Origin of the sequence: Albidovulum sp., assembly GCF_049646345.1 — a bacterium.
GTDB lineage: Bacteria > Pseudomonadota > Alphaproteobacteria > Rhodobacterales > Rhodobacteraceae > Albidovulum.
This window is the reverse complement of sequence record NZ_JBARVQ010000437.1, coordinates 1-21,074: the sequence shown is the minus strand read 5'-3', so window position 1 is coordinate 21,074 and position 21,074 is coordinate 1. Positions and strand designations below refer to the sequence as shown.

Below are 21,074 nucleotides of genomic sequence, written 5' to 3'. Positions count from 1 at the left end.
ATATGAAACCGATTAGGCGCAACACGCTCTAAACCCACCTTACCGGCATATCCGCGCGTAAAAAGACGGAACACACCTGATTGTAAGGTGGGTTTAAACCCACCTTACGTCGGTTCATGACGCCTTTTCCGCGCGCTCTTTCAGAAGCTTCGTCAGCCAGTCGGGGTCCATCTCGGGCACCGACGACAAAAGCAGCTCGGTATAGGGATCATGCGGCGGCTGGAACATCTCGTCCTTCGGGCCCTGTTCGACCACCCTGCCCTGTTGCATCACCACCACCTCATCAGCGATGGATCGCACGGTGGCCAGATCATGGGTGATGAACATATAGGCCAGATCAAACTCGCTCTGGAGCCGGTCGAGAAGCTTCAGGATACCTTCGGCGACAAGCTGGTCGAGCGCCGATGTCACCTCATCGCAGATGATGAATTGCGGCTCGGCGGCAAGCGCGCGGGCAATACCGATCCGTTGCTTCTGCCCGCCCGAAAGCTCTGACGGCAGCCGGTCGATATACTGATCGGGTTCCAGTTCGATCAGATTGAGAAGATCGCGGATACGCTCGGTCAGCGCCTTGCCCTGAAGACCCAGATACATCTGCGCCGGGCGGCCGATCAGTTCGCGCAGCCGCAGCTTCGGGTTCAGTGCGGTATCGGCCATCTGGTAGATCATCTGCGCCTGGCGCAACTGATCGCGGCTGCGGTTCCGGTAGTTGGGTGGCAGCGCCTGACCGTTGAACAGAACCTGCCCCTGCCGTGGCGGCAGAAGCCCGGTGATCACCCGTGCGGCCGTCGACTTGCCCGAACCGCTTTCACCGACCACCGCGACGGTGCGGCGCTTGTGGATATCGAAATTGATGTTCTTCAGGATATCGACCTGACCGTAGCCCGCCGTCACCCCCTTGACCGAGACGACCGGCACCGTGCCCTTTTCGACCGGCGGCTGGGTGGCGCGGGCATGGCTGCGCACGGCCCACAGGGTCTTGGTGTAGTCCTCCTTCGGCACCGACAGCATCGTGCGGGTATCGGCCTCCTCTACCTCATCCCCCCGCAAAAGCACTTTGATCTTGTCGGCCATCTGCGCCACGACCGCGAGGTCATGGGTGATATAGATCGCCGCCGTGTCGAATTGCGCGACAATGTCGCGGATCGCCGAGAGGACCTCGATCTGGGTCGTCACATCCAACGCCGTTGTCGGCTCATCGAAGATGATCAGATCGGGACGGCAGGCCATCGCCATTGCCGTCATCGCCCGCTGCAACTGCCCGCCCGAGACCTGATGCGGATAGCGAAAGCCGATTTCATCCGGGTTCGGCAATTGCATGCGGCGGTAAAGCTCCACCGCGTCGCTTTCCGCCTCGCCCCGGCCCATCACCCCGTGCTGAACGGGCGCTTCGCTGTACTGGTCGATGAGCTTGTGGGCAGGGTTGAAGCTGGCCGCTGCCGATTGCGCGACATAGGCGATGCGCTTGCCGCGCAGCCCCCGTTTCGTCGCCTCGGACGCTGTCATCAGGTCGATCCCGTCGAAATCGATGGTTCCGCCCGATATGCGGCAGCCATCGCGGGTGAAGCCCATCGCGGCCAGGCCCAAAGTGGATTTGCCCGCACCGCTTTCGCCGATCAGACCCAGAACCTCGCCCTTGTTCAGGGTCAGGTCCACGCCCTTGATGATCGGCGACCATTTTTCATCCGAACGGCCCTCGATCTCGATATTGCGCATCGTCAGAAGGACTGGCTTGCTGGTCGTGTCTTTCATCGCCTTACTCCTTCAATCCGCTGGCGCGGTGCAGCATCCAGTCCACCACGAAATTGACCGCCACGGTCAAAAGCGCGATGGCACCGGCTGGCAGAAGCGGCGTGATGTTTCCGAACGTGATCAGAGCCGCGTTTTCCTTCACCATAGAGCCCCAGTCGGCGGTGGGCGGCTGGATACCGACACCGAGGAACGAGAGCGCCGAGATCATCAGGAAGACGAAGCAGAAGCGCAGACCGAATTCGGCCACGAGCGGTGCCATGGCATTTGGCAGAACCTCGCGCGTGATCAGGCGCCAAAGCCCCTCGCCCCGCAGCTTGGCCGCTTCGATATAGTCCATCACCACGATGTTCATCGCGACCGACCGCGCCAGACGGAAGACCCGGGTGGAATCGATCGTCGCGATCACCAGAATCAGGGTCACGACCGAGGTGCCGAAGATCGCCAGCAGCAGCAGCGAGAAGATCAGCGACGGGATTGCCATCAGAATATCGACAACCCGGCTGAGAACCTGGTCGAGCCAGCCGCCGACCGTCGCCGCCAGAAGCCCCAGCATCGCGCCGATGAAAAAGGCCAGCGCCGTGGTCAGAAACGCGATCCCGACCGTGTTGCGCGCCCCGAAGACGAGCCGGGTGAACATGTCGCGGCCAAGGTTGTCGGTCCCCAGAAGATGGGTGCTGTCCCAGGGCAGGAACTGCCCGCCGACGACCTCACGCTCGGCAAAGGGCGCAATGACGGGGGCGAAAGTTGCAACCAGGACATAGACGACGATCACCAGCATACCGAACCCGGCCGTGACCGGGGCCGTGCGCAGCGCACGCGCGGTCGCCCCTCTGGTCACCGAAATCAGCAGCTGGCGGAACAGCCAGCCCGCACCGAGCGCCCCGGCAACCGCGATCGCAATCCAGAAGAGATGCGTCAGAAAAGCCATGTCATCCCCCCTTATTTGCGATGAATGAGACGCGGGTTCGACAGGGTCGAAAGCACATCAGCGGTCAGGTTCAGCAGCACATAGGCCGCCGCGAAGATCAGCGCGACCGCCTGCACAACAGGAAAATCGCGTGCCCGCACATTGTCGACCATCAACTGTCCAAGACCCGGATAGCTGAAGACGTTCTCAACCACGACAACGCCGGTGATCAGATAGGCAAGGTTCAGGGCCACGACGGTGATGATCGGCGCCAGAGCATTCGGCAGCGCATGTTTCAGGATCACCCGCATCGGGCTGATCCCCTTCAGCCGCGCCATCTCGATATAGGGAGAGGCCAGGAGGTTGATGATCGCCGCCCGTGTCATTCGCATCATATGCGCGGTCACGACCAGCGTCAGCGTCAGGGCCGGAAGAAAGGTTCGCCAAAGCTTGTCGCCAAAGCCCGCATTCGCATCGATCCGTGCCAGCGAGGGGAAGTAGCCCGCCTGCGCCAGATAGAAGACCAGGATATAGGCCACGAAGAATTCCGGAAACGAAATCGCCGTCAGCGCCATCGCATTTGCCGAACGGTCAAAGATCGAGTTGCGGTAGAGGGCGGCCAGAATGCCCAGAGCGAGCGAGAGCGGCACCGAAAGGGCCGCTGCATAAAGTGCAAGGAACAGGGTGTTGTTCAGCCGGCCGGAGATCATTTCGGTGATCGGTCGCCGGTTCGCCAGCGAGGTGCCGAAATCGCCCTGCACCGCGCCCATCAGCCAGTTCAGGTAGCGTGTATGCGCAGGCAGGTCGAGCCCGACCTCACGCCGGAACGCGGCCAGCGTCTCTTCGGTCGCCGCCTGCCCCAGGATCGCCCTCGCAAGGTCGCCCGGAAGCATCTCGGTCGCCGAGAAAATGATCAGTGAAATCGCGAAAAGCGTCAGCAGGCCGAGCCCCAGACGTTTGACGATCATCATCCAGATGTCCGACACCGGATAATCCCCCATATTGTTTTTCTTCTGGGCCCTCGGCGGATGAGCGGTCCGCCGTCTTTTCCCGGGCGAAGGTCCCGGCGCCGAAGCGCCGGGACCGGTTCAGATCAGGCGAACCACCAGCGCTCCACCGCGCGGTAGCCGTCCAGCGACCAGTTCGCGGCCACCGTGTCTTCGTGCATGACCTTGTCCGAATGCGCCATCACGTAGCTGGCGAACATCGGAACCACCACGCCACCCTCGTTGGAGCAGAGATCCTGCATCTCATAGTACATCTCGCGACGCAGATCCTCATTCAGTTCGGACCGGGCCGCCAGCAGCAGCTCATTGAAGCGGGCATTGTCCCAACGCGTTTCGTTCCAGGGTGCCCCGGCCGCATAGGCGGTGGAGAACATCCAGTCTTCGGTCGGACGGCCGCCCCAATAGGAACCGACCCAGCTCTTCTTCATCCAGACGTTGTCCCAGTAGCCATCGTTCGGCTCACGCACGACTTCCAGCGTGATCCCGGCCGCAGCCGCCTTTTCGGAATAGAGCACCGCCGCATCGACCGACCCGGTAAAGGCCGCATCCGCAGTGGACAGCTGAACCGTGACGCTGTCGAGGCCGGACTGCTTGAGGTAGTACTTCGCCTTGTCCGGATCGTAGGTGTGCTGCTCAAGATCAGGATTGTAGAAGCGGTTCGCCGGGCTGATCGGATGGTCGTTACCGACCGAGCCATAGCCGCCAAGGATCTTGTCCACCATTTCCTGCCGGTCGAGCGCGTATTTCAACGCCTGACGGACATTGTTGTCGGTGAACGGCGCCTGCGTGGTGTCCATCGGGAACACGTAATGCTGGGTGCCGGTCACCGGCAGGATCGTCACACCGGGGGCATTGGCCAGCAGGCCGACCGTGTTGCGGTCGACTTCGTCGATCACGTCCACTTCGCCGGTGATCAGCGCATTCTGACGTGCCGCGGCATCGTGAATCGCATAAAGCTCGATCCGGTCGAAATGGGCCCGGCCCGCTTTCCAGTAGTTCGGGTTGCGGTTCAGCTTGGCATCGACACCCGGTTCCCAGCTGTCCATGATATAGCCGCCGGCCCCATCGGCCGCGTTGGCGTCGATCTTGCCATCGGTCGCGGGCATGATGGGCAGGTGATAGTCCGACATGATGAACGGGAAGTCGGCATTGCCTGCGGTCAGGGTAAAGACGACGGTATTGCCTTCACCGGTAATGTCGGCAATCGGCTCAACAATCGGCTTGGCGGCCGATTTGCTGTCCTCGCCACGGTGATGGTTGATCGAGGCGATGACATCGCCCGCATCCAGCGTCTTGCCGCCATGGAAGGTCACGCCATCGCGCAGCTTGAACGTCCACGTCGCGGCGTCGGCCGAGGCTTCCCAGCTTTCGGCAAGTTCGCCGATCAGTGTGCCGTCGGGGGCCACTTCGGTCAGGTAGCAATGCAGACAAGCGCCAAGGGTCTGCGTGAAGAGCTGTTCGTAGGTTGCCGGGTCCAGGCTGTCCGAGGTGCTGCCATGGCCGATGCCGATGCGCAGGGTGCCGCCTTTTTTCGGTTCCGCGGCAGCCTTGCGCATGCTCGCGGGCAGAATCAGGCCCGCTGCACCCAGGGCGGTTGCGCCCTTGAGCAGGCCGCGGCGGCTAAGACCACCAGTTCCGTTATTGAAATTCGACATACTTTCCTCCTTGTCGAGTCTTGTTGTTGTTGTCGATTACGGCCCCCCGGACGCCCCGGGTCAAGCCTCTAACGCGCTCTTTTGATATTTCGCCCGGTCGAGCCAGCCGGGATTGATCTCAACGCCCCAGCCCGGGCCGTCGGGAATACGTAGCTTGCCGTCCTGAACGGCATAGGGGTCGCCAAGGAACAAATCCTGCTGCCATGGATAGTAGTCTGCCCCCTCGATGGAGAACTCCAGATACTTTCCGGCATTCGGAATCGCGCCAAGAAGATGCATCGTCGAGATCGTCACCAGCGACAGGTTGGCGCTGTGCGGTGTGCAGGGCAAGCCTGCCTTGGCGGCAAGATCGGCCACGAGCAGTGTGCGGGCGATGCCGCCCATATACATCACGTCGGGCTGGACGATATCGACGGCCCGCAGTTCGATCATGCGTTTCCAGATCGCCAGATCCCAATCCTGCTCGCCCCCCGTCACGTCGATATCCAGCGTGTCGGTGACCGCTTTCGTCTGATCCAGGTCCCAATAGGGGCAGGGTTCCTCAAAATGGCCGATGCCTTCGGCCTCCAGCAGGTGCCCCACCTCGATCGCGCGGGCGGGGGAAAAGCCGGAATTGCCGTCGACGAGCTTCGCGATCCCGTCGCCAAGAGCGCGGGCCACCGTGGGCACGACCGCCTCAGTACGGCCCGGCCATTCATCGATATCGCGGCCGCATTCGGCCCCGACCCGCCATTTGAACGCGTCAAAGCCCTGCTCATCCCGCAGTCGGACAAAGCGCGCGGCCTCATCCTCCGGCGTGATGTCGCGCTTCATGGATGAGGCATAGGCCCTGATCCAACCCGGCTTGCCGCCCAGCAGCTCCACCACCGGTTTGCCCTCGCGCTGTCCGCGCATATCCCAGAGCGCGGTATCGAGCCCCGCGAGCGCGCGACAGCGATAAGAGCCGGGGAATTTGTGTTCCTTTTCTTCGATCCGTTGAACCAGGGCCAGAATGTCATCGGTGCCCGCGCCAAGCGCGTGGGGCGCGACCTGACGGTGCAGGATCAATGCGGTGATATCGGCGTTGTAGGTGGAGCATTGCCCCCAGCCAATAGCGCCATCCTTGGCTGTGAGGCGCACAAAGCAGATGAATTCATCGGAAAAGGTCTCGATCAACGAGATCGCCGTCATTCCGTGAATGCCTCCCCCCAAGTGTCGACACGTTGGTCGACGGCCACGCTTGTTTGAATCGCAGCCGGGTCAGACTATTGTCAGACATACCGATTGATTGAAGTTAAAGCGACGCTTCGTGTCTGTTTTTCGACAAACAGCGCCCTAAATTAACTGACGGCTCAATTAACTGAAAAATCAACGATCCGCGCCACAAGACAGTCCAGCGTGTCGGTGAGCGGCAGGTCGGGCGTGAGTTCGGGCATCAGGATCGACAGTTCCGTACAGGCCACCGCCAAAAGATCGCAGCCCTGTGCATCGATGAAACCGCGTGCCAGCCGGTCGAGTTCTGCAACCTCGTCCCGCCCCTTGCGCCCGGCCTTGACCGCGCGGATCACCGCCAGAAGGCCATCCTCGTCCCGTGACCAGACCGGTTCCAGCCCGGCCTCGGCAAATGTCGCATCGAACACGCCCGCCAGCCGCACCGCTGGCGAGGCGAGCATGCCGACCCGCGCGCCCGTACCTTTTGCTTGCGACAGGGTTTCAGCCGTCGCCGCGATCATGTCGAGAAACGGCAGATCCGTCGCATCCCGCACATAGCCCGCATAAGCGTGGGCGGTATTGCAGGGCATGGCCAGCACTTGTGCGCCTGCCCGCCCCAGACCGCGCGCCATATCGGCAAGGACGGGACCGGGATTCTCCCCGGTCCCTTCGATCAGCGCCTTGATGCGGCTTGGCACCTGCGGGTTCTGGTGCACGATCAGCGGAATGTGATCGGCATCATCCGCCGCCGGACGGGCGGCGATGACCTTCTGCATCAGGAAAACCGTCGCATCCGGACCCATACCACCAAGTATTCCAACAGGCCGCATCATCCCCCCTACCTCAGCCGTTCGTCGCCGGCCGTAGGGCAAACTCTTCGCCCGGGAAGAATTTTTCAAGCCGGATATCGGCCGAGCGGGCATGGCCCTCCATCCCCTCAAAGCGCGAGATACGGGCGGTTACGGCGGCCAGATCGCGCAACGCCTCGGGCTGGACTTCCTGCCAGGTCACAGTCTTGAGGAATTTGTGGACCGAAAGGCCACCGGTATAGCGCGCAGCGCCCGAGGTCGGCAGGACATGGTTGGTGCCCGCCGCCTTGTCGCCGAAGGCCACCGTCGTCTCGGCCCCGAGGAAGAGCGAACCATAGGCCGAGAGACGCCCGCGCCACCAGTCAAGATCGGCGGCCTGAACATGCAGATGCTCGGGCGCCACCTTGTCGGCATGGGCGGCCATGTCTTCGCGCGTGGCGCAGATCACGATCTCGCCCAGCGATGCCCAGGCCTCTTCGGCGGCACTGCGGTTCGGTTGCGGCAATTCGGCGATACAGCCCGGGATATGGGCCGTCACGGCCTCGGCCATCGCGGTGCTGTCGGTGACCAGCCAGACCGGAGAGGTCTGGCCATGCTCGGCCTGACCGATCAGATCCCAGGCCACCAGATAGGGGTCGGCGGTTTCATCAGCGATGACAAGGCTGTCGGTCGGGCCCGCGAACATGTCGATGCCGACGCGGCCGAAAAGCTGGCGCTTGGCTTCGGCGACATAGGCGTTGCCGGGGCCGACGAGGATGTCCGCAGGCGGCAGACCGAACTGGCCATAGGCCATCGCGGCGATGCCCTGCACGCCGCCAAGCGCCAGAATGCGGTCGGCGCCGCAATAGTCGAGCGCGTAAAGGATCGTGGCCGGAACGCCCTGCCCCGGACGCGGCGGCGACACCGCAGAGATATGGCCAACGCCCGCGACCTTTGCGGTGGTGACGGTCATCAGCGCCGAAGCGATATGGCTGTAGCGCCCGCCCGGCACATAGGCCCCGGCCGAAGAGATCGGGATCAGCCGCTGACCGGCCCTGAGGCCCGGGCGCAGTTCGACCTCGGTCTCGCTGCAGCTATCCAGCTGGGCCTGCGCGAACTTGGCGATGTTCTCATGCGCGTAGCGGATATCGTCCTTCAACTGCTGCGGCACCGAGGCCGATGCGGCCTCGATCACCTCGCGCGGGACGACAATGTCCCCTGCCCAGCCGTCGAGCTTTTCAGCATAGCGCTGGGTCACGACCTCACCGCCCGCCTCAATCTCGGCCAGCATCCGCGACACGGTCGCGGGCACATCGGCCGAGACTTCCTCGCTCGTGGTGGTCGACTGTTTGAAGAACGTAATACTCATCGCGCTGCTTCCTTTCTCGATATTTTTGCGTAGGGGGCTTGACCGCCGACCGTCACAAGTTCAACTTTCTGAAATCTAAGACCCCGAAACGGAGCCTCATTTCCATGCTTGCCAAAGGCATCACCCTGCGCGCCCTTGAACTTTTCGAGGCTGTCGCCCAGTCCGGTACCGTTGCTGAAGGCGCCCGACTGATGGGGCTGAGCCTTCCGGCCGCCTCGCAACAGCTTTCCAATCTTGAAAACTCGCTTGGCTGCCCGCTTCTGGATCGCAGCCATCGCCCCCTGCAGCTGACACCTGCGGGCCGCGTCTTTCTGCACCGCACCCGCGACGCGCTCAGCCGCATCCGTCAGGCGCAGGCCGAACTGACCGTTCTCGACATTTCCCACCTGACCAGCCTGCGGGTTGGCGTCATCGACGATTTCGATGCCGAGATCACGCCCGAACTGGTGATCGCGCTGGCCAAGAACCTGCGCAATTGCGACTTTCGCCTGACCACGGGACCCAGCCACGAAATGATCGCCCGCATGACCAACCGGCAGCTTGATGTCGTTGTGGCCGCCGCCCCGTCCGATGCGGTTCAGGGCACGGTCGAATACCGGCTGTTGCGCGACCCCTACGTGCTGGCCGTACCGCGCGGCTTCGACCTGCCCAAGGGCAAGGAGATGGAGGCGCTCTCGGCCCTGCCGCTCTTGCGTTACGACCGTGGCCAGTTGATGGGACGGCAGATCGAGGCGCATCTGGCACGCCATCGCATCGCCCTGCCCGACCGGTTCGAGATGGACAGCAATCAGTCGATCATGGCGCTGGTGGCGAATGGTGTGGGCTTTTCGATCACCACGCCGCTCGCGGTTCTTCGGGCGCGCGCCTTTCTCGACCGGGTGTCGATCCATCCGCTGCCGCTGGCGGCAATGTCGCGCACCATCTCGCTTTTCGCCTCGACCGAGCAATCCGACCATGTCGCCAAAGAGATCGTCCGCACACTCCGCGCCCTGATGACGGCGCGCCTGATCCGCCCCGCCAAGGACTTCGCGCCCTGGCTGGGCGACACATTCGCGGTCATTCCGGCATAGATCGACGGTCACGGTCGCGTCCCTAACGCTGATGTTCGGACCGTTAGGCGGCAAAAACGGGCGTTCCGGCAAGCGGCACGCCCGTTTTTTCGCGATGTGGAAGCGTAGCTTCATGAAAGTGGAATATCAAAACCACCCGGAATTTGGCTGAAAAGAAAGTATCAGGGCCCGAATGACAGCGTTCGGGCCCTGATATATTGCAAATCCGGAACGCTACCGGTCAGCGCTGACCGTAATAGAGGCCGACGACATGTTCGGCTTCGGCAAAGAACAGCCAGCGTGCGGCGAAGGCCCCCATCAGATGGATCGCCGCGATGACGCCAATGATGAAGGGATGCGGCGGCATGAAAAGCAGCATCAGCCCCGGCAACACCGCCGCCAGCGTCACCGCAATGCGCCGGAGTGTCGTCGCGTGCTTGCGCCCGACGACATGGATCATTTCCTTCATCAGGTAGTTCGGCCCGGTATGCGCCTGCGCCAGCACCCGCACCTTGCCGATCGCCCCAAGCCCCGTGGCCGAGCCCATGGAGGCACCGACATCGCCGAACCGTCTGTCGCCAAGCTTGAAGGCGACGATCATCAGCGCGGCCAGAACCGCGCAAAGGATCGCGCCCGGCACCGCCTGCCCGGTCATGATCGCCCCGCCGGTCGCAGCGAAGGTGAAGAAGAGTGCAGGTGTCGTCCAGAAATTCCAGCGCGGCACGGTTTTAAGCTGCGTATAGATCATCGCGGTCGCCATGACCGTAGCGAGGCACAAAAGCGCCCCCACCAGCCCGAAAAGGGGCGGCAGGCCGCCGCCGAAGATCGCCGAAAGCGCGACAGGGGCCAGCAGAAGAAGTGCCGCAACCGCTGCCCAGCCTTCACGGCTCAGCCAACTCGTGCGCCATTGGGTAAAGGCGCGCCAGGCGCGCTGCGGATTGCCAAGGTGAAAGGTCGAGGCCAGAAGCCCGATCACCGCCAACCCGTATCCCAGCCCCCAGATCAGGAAGGCCTGAAGTCCGTAGACCGGCAGAAGCCCCAGCGCCAGAAAGGCCAGAAGGCCGAACCCGGCGCCCGACAACGTTGTGAAGACAATGACGGAAGGTGCCGGATGCATTAGATTTTCTCCAGAATACGGTCGAGCCATCCGGCAAAACCGGTGGTCTTCACATCAAGAAGCGGGGCGAGGATATCGACTTCATCCTCCACAGCGCCTTTGGGGCGCGGCGGCAGGTATTTGTTGACCGGCTTGGTGTCCATTTCCGGCATCAGATCATAGCCGCCGCGTTCGGCGACGAGTTTGCTGACATCGCTGTCGGGGTCGCCGAGATCGCCAAAATGCCGCGCGCCGGACGGGCAGGTGCGGACACAGGCGGGCTGACGATCTTCCTCGGGCAGGTTTTCATTGTAGATCCGGTCGACGCAGAGCGTACATTTCTTCATCACCCCCGCCGCCTGATCCAGTTCGCGCGCGCCGTAAGGGCAGGCCCAGGCACAAAGACCGCAACCGATGCAGGCATCTTCGTTGACCAGAACGATCCCGTCCTCGGCCCGCTTGTAGCTGGCCCCGGTCGGGCAGACGGTGACGCAGGGCGCGTTGTCGCAATGCAGGCACGAACGCGGGAAGTTGATGACCTGCGCGGGGCCCTGATCAGGCTGGACCTCGAACGAATGAACGCGGTTTAGGAACGTGCCGGAAGGCTCTGATCCATAAGCGTTTTGGTCCGACAATGGCACACCATAACCCTGGTCGTTCCAGCCTTTGCAGGCGGTCACGCAGGCATGGCAGCCCACACAGGTGTCAAGGTCGATGACAAGCCCGAGTTTCTTGGCGGAGGGCGGCGGAAGGGCGGTCATGGGCGGTTCCTCTTCGCGGCCGGAACGGGGGACGGGATGGGCGGGAAGGCTGGCTGCGCCTCATCCGGTGGATCGGCCTTTTCGATCCTCACACGCAGGTCAAACCAGGCCGCCTGTCCGGTGATCGGGTCAGAGTTCGACCAGCGCATCCCATCGCCCTTCTCGGGCAGAAGTTCATGGATCAGGTGATTGAGAAGGAAGCCCTTGGTGGCCTCCGGCGCATCCGGATCAAGCGCCCAGGCGCCCTTGCGCTTGCCAATGGCGTTCCAGGTCCAGATCGTGTTTTCATTGAGCGCGGCCATATGCGCCACCGGCACGGTAATCTCGCCCGAAGGTGAGGTCACGCGGGCCCAGTCGCCGTCCTGAAAACCGTTCGCTTCCCAGATCTTGGTCGGCACATAAAGCGGGTTCACGCCATGGATCTGGCGCAACCAAGCGTTCTGCGATCCCCAGGAATGATACATCGCCATCGGTCGCTGGGTCAGTGCATGGACCGGATAATCCGCCCCGGCACTGTCGCCAAAGGGTTCGTACCAGATCGGCAGCGGGTCCATCGTGGCTTTCACCCTTTCGCGCAGATGCTCGGGCGGCTGACGGTCGCCATGGCCTTCGGCGGCAAGGCGGAAACGCTGCATCGGTTCGGAATAGATCGTGAAGAGATAGGGCTGCGGCTTGTCGTAAAGGCCAAGCTCCACCGCCCAGTCCTGATAGGCCGCGTTCCACGGTTTGAAGAATTGCGCCTCATCCGGGATATGGGCCATGGCAAAGCCGCCATTGTCGATATAGCGCTGCAACTGATCGGGGTTCGGCGCGCCGCGCCCGGTCTGATCGCCATTGCCGCGCCAGCCCATGAGCGGACCAACACCGGGACGGCGTTCATGGTTGACCATGTAATCCGCGTAATCCTTGTATTTGGCCTTGCCCTCTGCATCCACGAAACCCGGGAGTTGCAGGCGGTTGCCGAGTTCCACCAGCACCGACTGGAAGCCGCGCACATCGCGGTCAGGCTCGATCACAGGCCAGCGGATCGCATCTGCCGCCGCCTCGGCCTCGCAGATCGGCCGGTCAAGAAGCGAGATACAGTCATGCCGCTCCAGATAGGTCGTGTCGGGCAGCACGAGGTCGGCATAGGCGACCATTTCCGAGGCATAGGCATCGGAATAGATGATGCGCGGGATCTTGTAGTCGCCGCCCTCGTCCTTGTCGGTCAGCATCTCCATCACCGCGCGGGTGTTCATCGATGAGTTCCACGACATATTCGCCATGTAGAGCATCATCGTGTCGACCTTGTAGGGGTCGCCCGCATGTGCGTTCGGGATGACCATATGCATGAGGCCATGGGCGCTCATCGGGTTTTCCCAGGTGAAGGCCTTGTCGATGCGCGCGGGGCTGCCATCGGGGTTCAGCGCCAGATCATCGGGCCCGTGAACAAAGCCCAGATGCGGGCCGTTCAGCGGCGTGCCGGGGTTGAAGCCGCAATGCGGTTTCGGATGCGCCTCGGGTGGTTTCGGATAGGGCGGTTTGAAGCGGAAGCCACCGGGGGTTTCGACCGATCCGATGAGGATCTGCAAAAGGTGCAGTGCCCGGCAGGTCTGGAAGCCGTTGGAATGGGCCGAAACGCCGCGCATGGAGTGGAAAGCCACCGGGCGGCCGACCATTTGCTTGTGGGTGTCGCCCCGGAAATCGGTCCATTCATGATCCAGCACGACCGGTTCATCGAAGGCCGCCCGTGCAATCTCCGCCGCAAGGCCCTTGATGCGGGTTGCCGGGATGCCGGTGCGATCCGCGACCGCCTCGGGCGCGTAGTCGTCCGACAGGTAGCGTTCGGCGAGGTGCTGAAAGACGGTGCGGGCACCTTTGTGGGTGGCACCCAGATCAGGCTGGACACCCTTCTTGTCAAAGGCTGCGGGCTTGCCGGTCTTCTTGTCGATGACCAGATGCTTGCCGTCCTTGTCGCGCAGCAAAAGACCCTTGCCCGGCCCATCAGCCTCATCCACCAGACAGGGTGCATTGGTGAAGCGCGCAAGGTAATCGAGGTCGATCTTGCCCGCCTTCAGCAGTTCATGGATCAGCGACAGGATCAGCAACCCGTCGGTGCCCGGCGTAATGCCGTACCAGTCGTCGGCGACCCCATTATAGCCGGTGCGGATCGGGTTGACGCCGACGACGCGGCTGCCGCGCGCCTTCAGCTTGCTGATGCCGATCTTGATCGGATTTGAATCGTAATCCTCGGCCACGCCGAACAGGATGAAAAGCTTCGCGCGGTCCCAGTCGGGCTGGCCGAATTCCCAGAAGGCGCCGCCCATCGTGTAGATGCCGCCAGCCGCCATATTGACCGAACAGAACCCGCCATGGGCTGCATAGTTCGGGGTGCCAAAGCCCTGCGCCCAGAAGCTGGTGAAGCTCTGCGACTGGTCGCGGCCGGTAAAGAAGGCCAGTTTTTCCGGAGCGGTTTCACGCAATGGCTTCAGCCAGGAAACGGCGATCTGGAACGCCTCTTCCCAGGAAATCTCCTCAAACGCGCCCGATCCGCGCGGGCCGACCCGCTTCAGGGGCGCGCGCAGCCGCGAGGGCGCGGTCACCTGCATGATGCCCGACGAGCCCTTGGCACACAGGACACCCTTGTTGACCGGGTGGTCGCGGTTCCCTTCAATATATGAAACCTTGCCCGACTTCAGATGCACATTGATGCCGCAGCGGCAGGCGCACATGTAGCAGGTCGTCTTCCTCACCTCGTCCGAGACTTTGGGAGAAGTGTCCAGTTTCGGCTGCTGATAGGTCATATCTGTTCCCCGTCCCCACGATCCGCGGGAGTTTGTTCAGTATCTCTTTACACTGCAACCCGTTGAAACCGAATTGCATTTTTTCGAACTAAACGTTCGCTTTCGTCATCTTTGCCTGGAGCGCCGTAACCGCGATCATCAATTCGACATCTGCGGCGACACAGCCGCGCGACAGATCATTGGCGGGTTTGGAAAGGCCTTGCAGCACCGGGCCGATGGCCATTGCCCCGCCGATCCGCTGGGCGATCTTGTAGCCGATATTGCCTGCATCGAGGTCCGGGAAGACAAAGACATTGGCCCTGCCCTCTACCGGAGAGCCCTTGGCCTTGGTGGCGGCAACGGCGGGCACGAAGGCCGCATCGAACTGCAATTCGCCATCAAGGATCAGGTCGGGATGCGCGGCGCGGGCCAAAGCTGTCGCCTCTTCCATCTTCGTCACCGCCGGGTGGGCCGCACTGCCCTTGGTCGAAAACGAGAGCATCGCGACGCGCGGTTCCTCACCGGTCAGCGCGGTCAGGGAACGGGCGGATTGGGCGGCAATGGCCGCAAGTTGTTCGGGGGTCGGATCAACCACCAGGCCACAATCTGAAAAGATCACCGCGCCTTTCACGACGTGATATGGCTGATCCATGATCATCAGGAAGAAGGACGACACCAATGCTTCGCCCTTTGCCTTGCCGATGCATTGGATCGCGGCGCGGACTGTGTCGGCGGTGGTGTGCACCGCCCCGCCGACCGTGCCGTCGGCCAGCCCTTCGCGCACCAGCATGGCGGCATAGGTCAAAGGCTCGCGCAGGGCTTCGGCGGCACTGTCTTCCGTCATTCCCTTATGCTTGCGCAATTCGTGATAGGCTGCGGCAAGCGCTGCGTGATGCGGCGATGTCGCGGGATCGTGGAGTGTCAGCCCTGCGCCTTCTGCCCCGCCCTGCCGGGCCAGTTCGGCGGTGACTGCGGCGTGATCCCCGACAAGAATGATGCGCGCCAGCCCGCGCGCCCGTGCGGCCAGTGCCGCCCCGACGATGCGCGGATCCTCACCCTCGCTCAGCGCGATGCAAGTGTCGACACCGGTTGCCGCTGCAAGAATACGCTCCTGAACACTCATTTATTCCTGTTCCTCTCAGACAAAGGACCGCACCAGCCCCAGAACGGATAACCCGATCAAAAGCATGATCGCCACGCGGCGAAAACTCTGCGGCGTGGCCGCAAGGAAACGCCGCCCACCCAACCAGACGCCTGCCACCATCGCGGGCGCGGCAAGTGCCAGCGTCACGAACGTGTCATGGCTGACCATGCCGTTCGCCCACATGATCGGCAGCGCCACGAGGTCGATCGCGGTCAGATAGGCGACCATGGTGGCCCGGAAGATCGCGGCCGGTATGGGCTGCGCCGCCATGAACGCCGCGACCGGCAATCCGCCCACCGCAGCACCGTTGGCAAACCCCGAAACCATACCGACACCCGCGTGACCCAAGGGGCCGATCTTGCGGTGCAGCGTCCAGCCCGCCAGCAGGACCAGCGCCATCGCAAGGATGATCAGCGAAATGGCGATGCGCGCCGGGTCCTCACCCACGCGTGCCAGCAGCGTGACCGAGATCGGCATGATCACCGCAGCCCCAGCCAGCATCGACAGCACCCGTTTCCATTCGATCTTTCCGGCCACGCCCTTCGCCTGCATGAGCGTCATGGCGATCTCGGCGATCACCACGACCGGCACCAGGAAAACCGGGTTGGTGGCAAGGCCCGCAGCAGCGACGACAAGGGCCGAAAAGCCAAAGCCCGAATAACCCCGGACAAAGGCCGCCGCGAAGAAGGCGAAGGCAAGCCACAGGCCCGCCCCCGCCCCCAGATCGAAGGGAAGCGTCATCACGCTCCTTTTTGCGGGCGCATGTCAGCCTTGTTGATGCCCGCCACCGCGACCGGCTTTTTCATCGCATCGCGGCGGAAGGGTTCACCCAGTTCCTGGTTGATCATGGCTTCGATCAGCGTGGTCTTGCCATGCTTCATCTGGTCTTCGATGGCCTTCGCCAGCGCGTCGGTCAGCTCGTCCATGGTCCGCGCGACAACGCCCTGCAGACCGCAGGCCTTGGCGATACCGGCATAGGACACTTGCGTATCCAGCTCGGTACCGACGAAGTTGTCATTATACCAGAGGGTGGAGTTCCGCTTTTCAGCGCCCCACTGGTAGTTGCGGAAAACGATCTGGGTCACGGCGGGCCATTCGCCACGGCCAATGGCGGTCAGTTCGGTCACCGCGATACCAAAGGCGCCGTCGCCCGAGAAGCCGACAACCGGCACATCCGGGCAGCCGATCTTGGCGCCGACAACGGCCGGCAGGCCGTAACCGCAGGGGCCGAAAAGGCCCGGGGCCAGATACTTGCGGCCCTCTTCAAACGACGGATAGGCGTTACCGATGGCGCAGTTGTTGCCGATATCGGACGAGATGATGGCGTTCTTCGGCAGTGCGGATTGAATGGCGCGCCATGCTTTGCGGGGGCTCAGCCAGTCGGGCTTCGCCGCGCGGGCGCGTTCGTTCCAGGTGGTGCCGGGATCGTCCTGCTCGTGGTCGAGCGAGGTCAGTTCCTGCGCCCAGGCCGACTTGGTAGTGGCAATCAGCGCCTTGCGATCATCGCGGCCTGCGTCACCGGCATTGTCTGCCAGACGGTCGAGGATGGTGTTCGCAACCTTCTTGGCGTCGCCGATGATACCGACGGTGACCTTCTTGGTCAGGCCGATCCGGTTGGGGTTGATGTCGACCTGGATGATCGCCGCATCCTTGGGCCAGTAGTCAATGCCGTAGCCCGGCAGGGTCGAGAACGGGTTGAGACGCGTGCCGAGTGCCAGAACCACGTCGGCCTTGGCGATCAACTCCATCCCGGCCTTGGACCCGTTATAGCCCAGCGGCCCGGCAAAGAGCGGATGCGAGCCCGGGAAGGCGTCATTGTGCTGGTAGCCGACGCAGACCGGGGCCGACAGACGCTCGGCCAGTTTGATCGTGTCGCCGATGGCGCCGCCCAGAACCACGCCCGCACCATTCAGGATGACGGGGAACTTGGCATTCGACAGCAATTCGGCAGCTTTGGTCAGCGCGTCGTCACCACCAGCGGGATGTTCGAATTCCACGATCTGCGGCAGCTCGATGTCGATGACTTGCGTCCAGTAGTCGCGCGGGACGTTGATCTGCGCGGGGGCCGAGGCGCGCTTGGCGTTCAGGATCACCCGGTTCAAAACCTCGGCCACACGGGTCGGGTCGCGGACCTCTTCCTGATAGGCGACGCAATCGGCGAACATGTTCATCTGTTCGATTTCCTGGAACCCGCCCTGCCCCATCGTCTTGTTGGCGGCCTGCGGTGTCACCAGCAAAAGCGGCGTATGGTTCCAATAGGCGGTCTTCACGGCGGTGACGAAGTTGGCGATGCCCGGCCCGTTCTGGGCGATCATCATCGACATCTTGCCGGTCGCGCGGGTGAACCCGTCGGCCATCATCCCGCCCGAGCCTTCATGCGCGCAGTCCCAGAAGTTGATCCCGGCCTCGCCGAAGATGTCCGAAATCGGCATCATGGCCGAACCGATGATGCCAAACGCATGTTCGATCCCATGCATTTGCAGGGTTTTGACGAAGGCTTCTTCGGTGGTCATCTTCATGGCGGATCTCCCTCGGGAACAAGCTGTTGAAGGGGGTATCCCCCTTTTATCACCGCGTTCTTACGCCGGGAGCCGCTTTACCCTGTAGGGCCAGTCAGCCCGCCTGATTAGGTCCAGATTGCCCAAGCGCGGCCGAGATGAGGCCAATTCCTTCGGGAATGCGGGTTTGCGCGATTGAGGAATAGGCAATGCGGTAGAAATTGCGCGGTGCCGTGCCGTGCGCGAAGAAGATGCGCCCCGGTTCGATCAGCACGCCTTGCGGGCGCAGCCGTGCCGCCAGAAGATCGGTATCGACATGGTCCGGCGCCCGCATCCAGAAGCTCGACCCGCCAAAGGCACCGCGCCCGGCGATCTCAAGCCCATGGGTCGCGATTGCCTCGTCCATCGTGGTGCGCCGACGTTTGTACGCCTGATTAAGCCGGTTGATCAAAGCATCGTAATGGCCGAGCGACAGGAAATAGGCGACCGTACGCTGAATATGCCCCGGTGTGTGGCGCAGCATTGCCGCGCGCAGCGCCCGCGCTTCACGGATGAAGGCTTCCGAAGCCACCAGATAGCCCAGCCGCAGACCGGGAAAGAGCGATTTCGAAAATGATCCGACATAGATCACCCGCCCGTCGTGATCGAGCGACTTCAGCGCCGGGGCGGCGGGTTTCAGGAACGACATCTCGAATTCGTAGTCATCCTCGACCACGACGAAGTCTTCGCTATGGGCCCGCTCCAGCAGGGCGGTGCGGCGGTCGACCGGCATGGTGGCATTGGTCGGGCAATGATGGCTGGGGGTGGTAAAGACCACCTCGACCCCATCGGGCACATCCTCGGCAGGCAACCCCGCGCCATCGACCTCTACAGACCGCACATCGGCCCCGAGCTGATTGAGGATCGCGCGCAACCCCGGATAACAGGGGTTTTCAACCGCCGCCACGCTGCTCGGACGCAAGAGGATCGCGGCCGCAAGCCAGAGCGCATTCTGCGCGCCCATGGTCAGCAGAATCTCTTCGGGACGGGCGCTGATGCCCCGCCGCGGCAGGATCGAGCGAATGACATATTCGATCAGCATCGGATCGTCGCGTTCGTAGAAATCGGCCGTCAGAACCTCAAAGTCGCGTTTGCCGAGGGCGCGAAGCGCGCATTGGCGCCAGTTCTGATGATCGAAGAGCGTGGCATCCGCCTGCCCGTAGATGAAGGGATAGGGGTAGGATTGCCAGTCCTGCGGTCGCGCGATCAGTTCGTGACGGGAAAAGCGACGGCCAATGATGCGTTCCCAGTCCACGGAATCGCCATGCGGCCGTTCAGGCGGGGCAAAGGCCGGATGCGTGGGGGCGGTGTCGGACACGAAATACCCCGACCGGCCGCGCGCGGTCAGATAATCGCCCGAGACCAGCTCGGTATAGGCCAGTGTGACGGTGATCCGGCTGACGCCGAGATGGCGGGCAAGCCCGCGGCTCGACGGCATCTTTTCGCCCGGCCGGAACCGGCCGCGCAGAATCCCGTCAGCAACCATTTGCTGGATCTGCTGTTGCAGGGTGCCGTTGAAGCCCTGCGCAAGAAAGAAGGATTCAGCAGGGATCGACACATCTGGACCCATTCTTGCAAGAAACTGGCCCTATCAATGCGGTGAAAGGCTACAGCGGTCAAGCCGTCCGGATCGCGCTCGCCCCCAAAAGCGAAACGATCAGGGGGCATTTGCCCCGATCGTTCCATACTCCCGCCACATACTTCCGCTTGTGTGCGGAAAATCCACCCTCGACGCGAGTTTTTCCGGATCTATGCGCGACACCATTGCCGCTTCAGTCACACCGCCATTTCACACTGCCGGACGCGGCGCGTCGTTTGCAGGCTTGACGCCCGGGATCGTCGTTTCCCTGGTCGTTGCTGCAGCCTTCCTGTCGTTCCACTGGGGGCGATTGATCAGCCATGATACGGCCTGGTATCTTGTCGCAACGCGCGAATGGCTGAGTGGTGCGCGCCTCTATGTCGACATCTACGAAGTCAATCCACCGCTGAACTTCTATTTCACCGTTCCTCCGGTCCTGTTTGCCGACCTGACCGGAATGGACGCGCAGAACGCTCAGTATCTGGTGTTCAGCTTATTGATCATGGCCAGCCTGATGGCCTGCTGGTCAGCCATTTCGGACCGGCACAGCCTGCCAGGCGGGCGCAGGGTGATGCTGCAACTCGGCCTCGGATTGGCGATGACCTTGCCGTCCCTCAGCGATACCGGTCAACGCGAACATCTCATGGTGATACTGGTCATGCCCTGGCTGGTGGCAACTGCAGTCGGACATGACAATGTATCGCGACGCAGAAACGTTGGATTTGCCATCCTTGCTGCATTGGGCATCTGCCTGAAGCCGTATTTTCTGTTGATTCCAATTGCGGTCACACTCTGGCACATCATTGCGGTGCGGTCGTTCCGGCCTTTGTGGTCGACAAGCAATCTTACAATGGTCTGCGTTGGAATCGCGTATGTTCTGTCTGTGTGGTACCTTCATCCGGAATATTTCCGCGACATAGTTCCTGTTGCGCAGTCAGTCTACGGCTCTATCGCAGTGGCGGAAGGGAGGATCGTTGTCGTCCTTCAGATTGGCTGTGCCCCGTTCGTGATATTTGGCTTGACCTTGCTTGCCCGACAGGGCGTTCCGGCAGGTACCGGGGTTTTCGTTTCGGCAGCACTGGCAGGGCTCGGCTGCTATATCGTTCAATGGAACGGGTTTCAGTATCACGCGATCCCATTGAAGGCATTCGCCTTCACCGCCTGCCTCTGGGTACTTACAAACACGATGCGTGTAACTCCGCTGCTCTTTGCCTCACTGATTGGTCTGAGCAGCACCATGGTTCTTGCCCTTCTGAAAGGCCCGTATCGAAATCCGGCTCTGACCCATCTGTTGTCAAACCTTGACCCAGCGTGGAGTCCGGAACGTATTATGGTTGTGTCCACACGGGTATCTTCCGGCCCGATAGTTGCGCTGAATCTCAATGCTGAATGGACAAGCCGATATCCCCACGCCTGGCTGGTACCAGGCGCTTTGAATGGACTCGGGAAAGCTGAATGCAGGTCTGAGCCCCAAAAC

At 62.2% G+C, this 21,074-nt stretch carries 16 protein-coding genes; 2 read left to right on the top strand and 14 right to left on the bottom strand.

All coding sequences use genetic code 11. From position 1 onward, the window contains the following. Positions 1-114: 114 nt before the first annotated feature. The 7 genes from WBB85_RS10995 to hisD form a co-directional block, all read right to left on the bottom strand. The gene (locus tag WBB85_RS10995; protein ID WP_432638660.1) at positions 115-1,752 is read right to left on the bottom strand and encodes an ABC transporter ATP-binding protein; all 1,638 of its coding nucleotides are present in this window, start codon (positions 1,750-1,752) and stop codon (positions 115-117) included. A gap of 4 nt (positions 1,753-1,756) precedes the next feature. Continuing rightward, entirely contained in the window at positions 1,757-2,680 is a 924-nt protein-coding gene (locus tag WBB85_RS10990) for an ABC transporter permease (protein WP_432638659.1), read from the bottom strand. A gap of 11 nt (positions 2,681-2,691) precedes the next feature. After that, positions 2,692-3,645: an ABC transporter permease gene (locus WBB85_RS10985; RefSeq protein ID WP_432638661.1), complete on the bottom strand. Its 954-nt coding sequence runs from the start codon at positions 3,643-3,645 to the stop codon at positions 2,692-2,694. A gap of 107 nt (positions 3,646-3,752) precedes the next feature. After that, positions 3,753-5,321, bottom strand: coding sequence for an ABC transporter substrate-binding protein (locus WBB85_RS10980; RefSeq protein ID WP_432638658.1), 1,569 nt, complete (start codon positions 5,319-5,321; stop codon positions 3,753-3,755). 60 nt (positions 5,322-5,381) lie between these two features. Next, positions 5,382-6,491: a mandelate racemase/muconate lactonizing enzyme family protein gene (locus WBB85_RS10975; protein WP_432638657.1), complete on the bottom strand. Its 1,110-nt coding sequence runs from the start codon at positions 6,489-6,491 to the stop codon at positions 5,382-5,384. Between the two features lie 161 nt (positions 6,492-6,652). Continuing rightward, the gene (locus WBB85_RS10970; RefSeq protein ID WP_432638656.1) at positions 6,653-7,345 is read right to left on the bottom strand and encodes an aspartate/glutamate racemase family protein; all 693 of its coding nucleotides are present in this window, start codon (positions 7,343-7,345) and stop codon (positions 6,653-6,655) included. 10 nt (positions 7,346-7,355) lie between these two features. Next, entirely contained in the window at positions 7,356-8,669 is a 1,314-nt protein-coding gene (gene hisD, locus WBB85_RS10965; RefSeq protein WP_432638655.1) for a histidinol dehydrogenase, read from the bottom strand. 104 nt (positions 8,670-8,773) lie between these two features. Here hisD and WBB85_RS10960 point away from each other — a divergent pair, with 104 nt between their 5' ends. Next, positions 8,774-9,739, top strand: coding sequence for a LysR family transcriptional regulator (locus WBB85_RS10960; RefSeq protein ID WP_432638654.1), 966 nt, complete (start codon positions 8,774-8,776; stop codon positions 9,737-9,739). Between the two features lie 220 nt (positions 9,740-9,959). Here WBB85_RS10960 and WBB85_RS10955 read toward each other — a convergent pair whose 3' ends face one another. The 7 genes from WBB85_RS10955 to WBB85_RS10925 form a co-directional block, all read right to left on the bottom strand. After that, a complete protein-coding gene (locus tag WBB85_RS10955; protein WP_432638653.1) occupies positions 9,960-10,835 on the bottom strand; it encodes a dimethyl sulfoxide reductase anchor subunit family protein in 876 nt (291 codons plus the stop codon). Further along, positions 10,835-11,575, bottom strand: a complete 741-nt coding sequence (locus WBB85_RS10950) for a 4Fe-4S dicluster domain-containing protein (RefSeq protein ID WP_432638652.1) — start codon at positions 11,573-11,575, stop codon at positions 10,835-10,837. Before WBB85_RS10950 ends, WBB85_RS10955 begins: the two co-directional genes overlap by 1 nt. Continuing rightward, positions 11,572-14,358, bottom strand: coding sequence for a molybdopterin oxidoreductase family protein (locus WBB85_RS10945; protein WP_432638651.1), 2,787 nt, complete (start codon positions 14,356-14,358; stop codon positions 11,572-11,574). Before WBB85_RS10945 ends, WBB85_RS10950 begins: the two co-directional genes overlap by 4 nt. A gap of 88 nt (positions 14,359-14,446) precedes the next feature. Then, positions 14,447-15,460 carry a phosphate acetyltransferase gene (gene pta, locus WBB85_RS10940; protein WP_432638650.1) on the bottom strand — a complete coding sequence of 338 codons (1,014 nt, stop codon included), beginning with the start codon at positions 15,458-15,460 and terminating at the stop codon, positions 14,447-14,449. A 15-nt stretch (positions 15,461-15,475) separates the two neighbouring features. Beyond that, complete coding sequence (locus WBB85_RS10935) at positions 15,476-16,222, bottom strand: TSUP family transporter (protein WP_432638649.1); 747 nt, start codon at positions 16,220-16,222, stop codon at positions 15,476-15,478. Further along, complete coding sequence (xsc, locus tag WBB85_RS10930) at positions 16,222-18,000, bottom strand: sulfoacetaldehyde acetyltransferase (protein ID WP_432638648.1); 1,779 nt, start codon at positions 17,998-18,000, stop codon at positions 16,222-16,224. The genes WBB85_RS10935 and xsc overlap by 1 nt, the downstream gene beginning before the upstream one ends. 94 nt (positions 18,001-18,094) lie before the next feature. Further along, positions 18,095-19,576: a PLP-dependent aminotransferase family protein gene (locus tag WBB85_RS10925; RefSeq protein ID WP_432638647.1), complete on the bottom strand. Its 1,482-nt coding sequence runs from the start codon at positions 19,574-19,576 to the stop codon at positions 18,095-18,097. A 193-nt stretch (positions 19,577-19,769) separates the two neighbouring features. Between WBB85_RS10925 and WBB85_RS10920 the strand changes: the two genes are divergently transcribed. Continuing rightward, positions 19,770-21,074: hypothetical protein (locus WBB85_RS10920; protein WP_432638646.1), on the top strand; the 1,305-nt coding region annotated here is incomplete at its 3' end.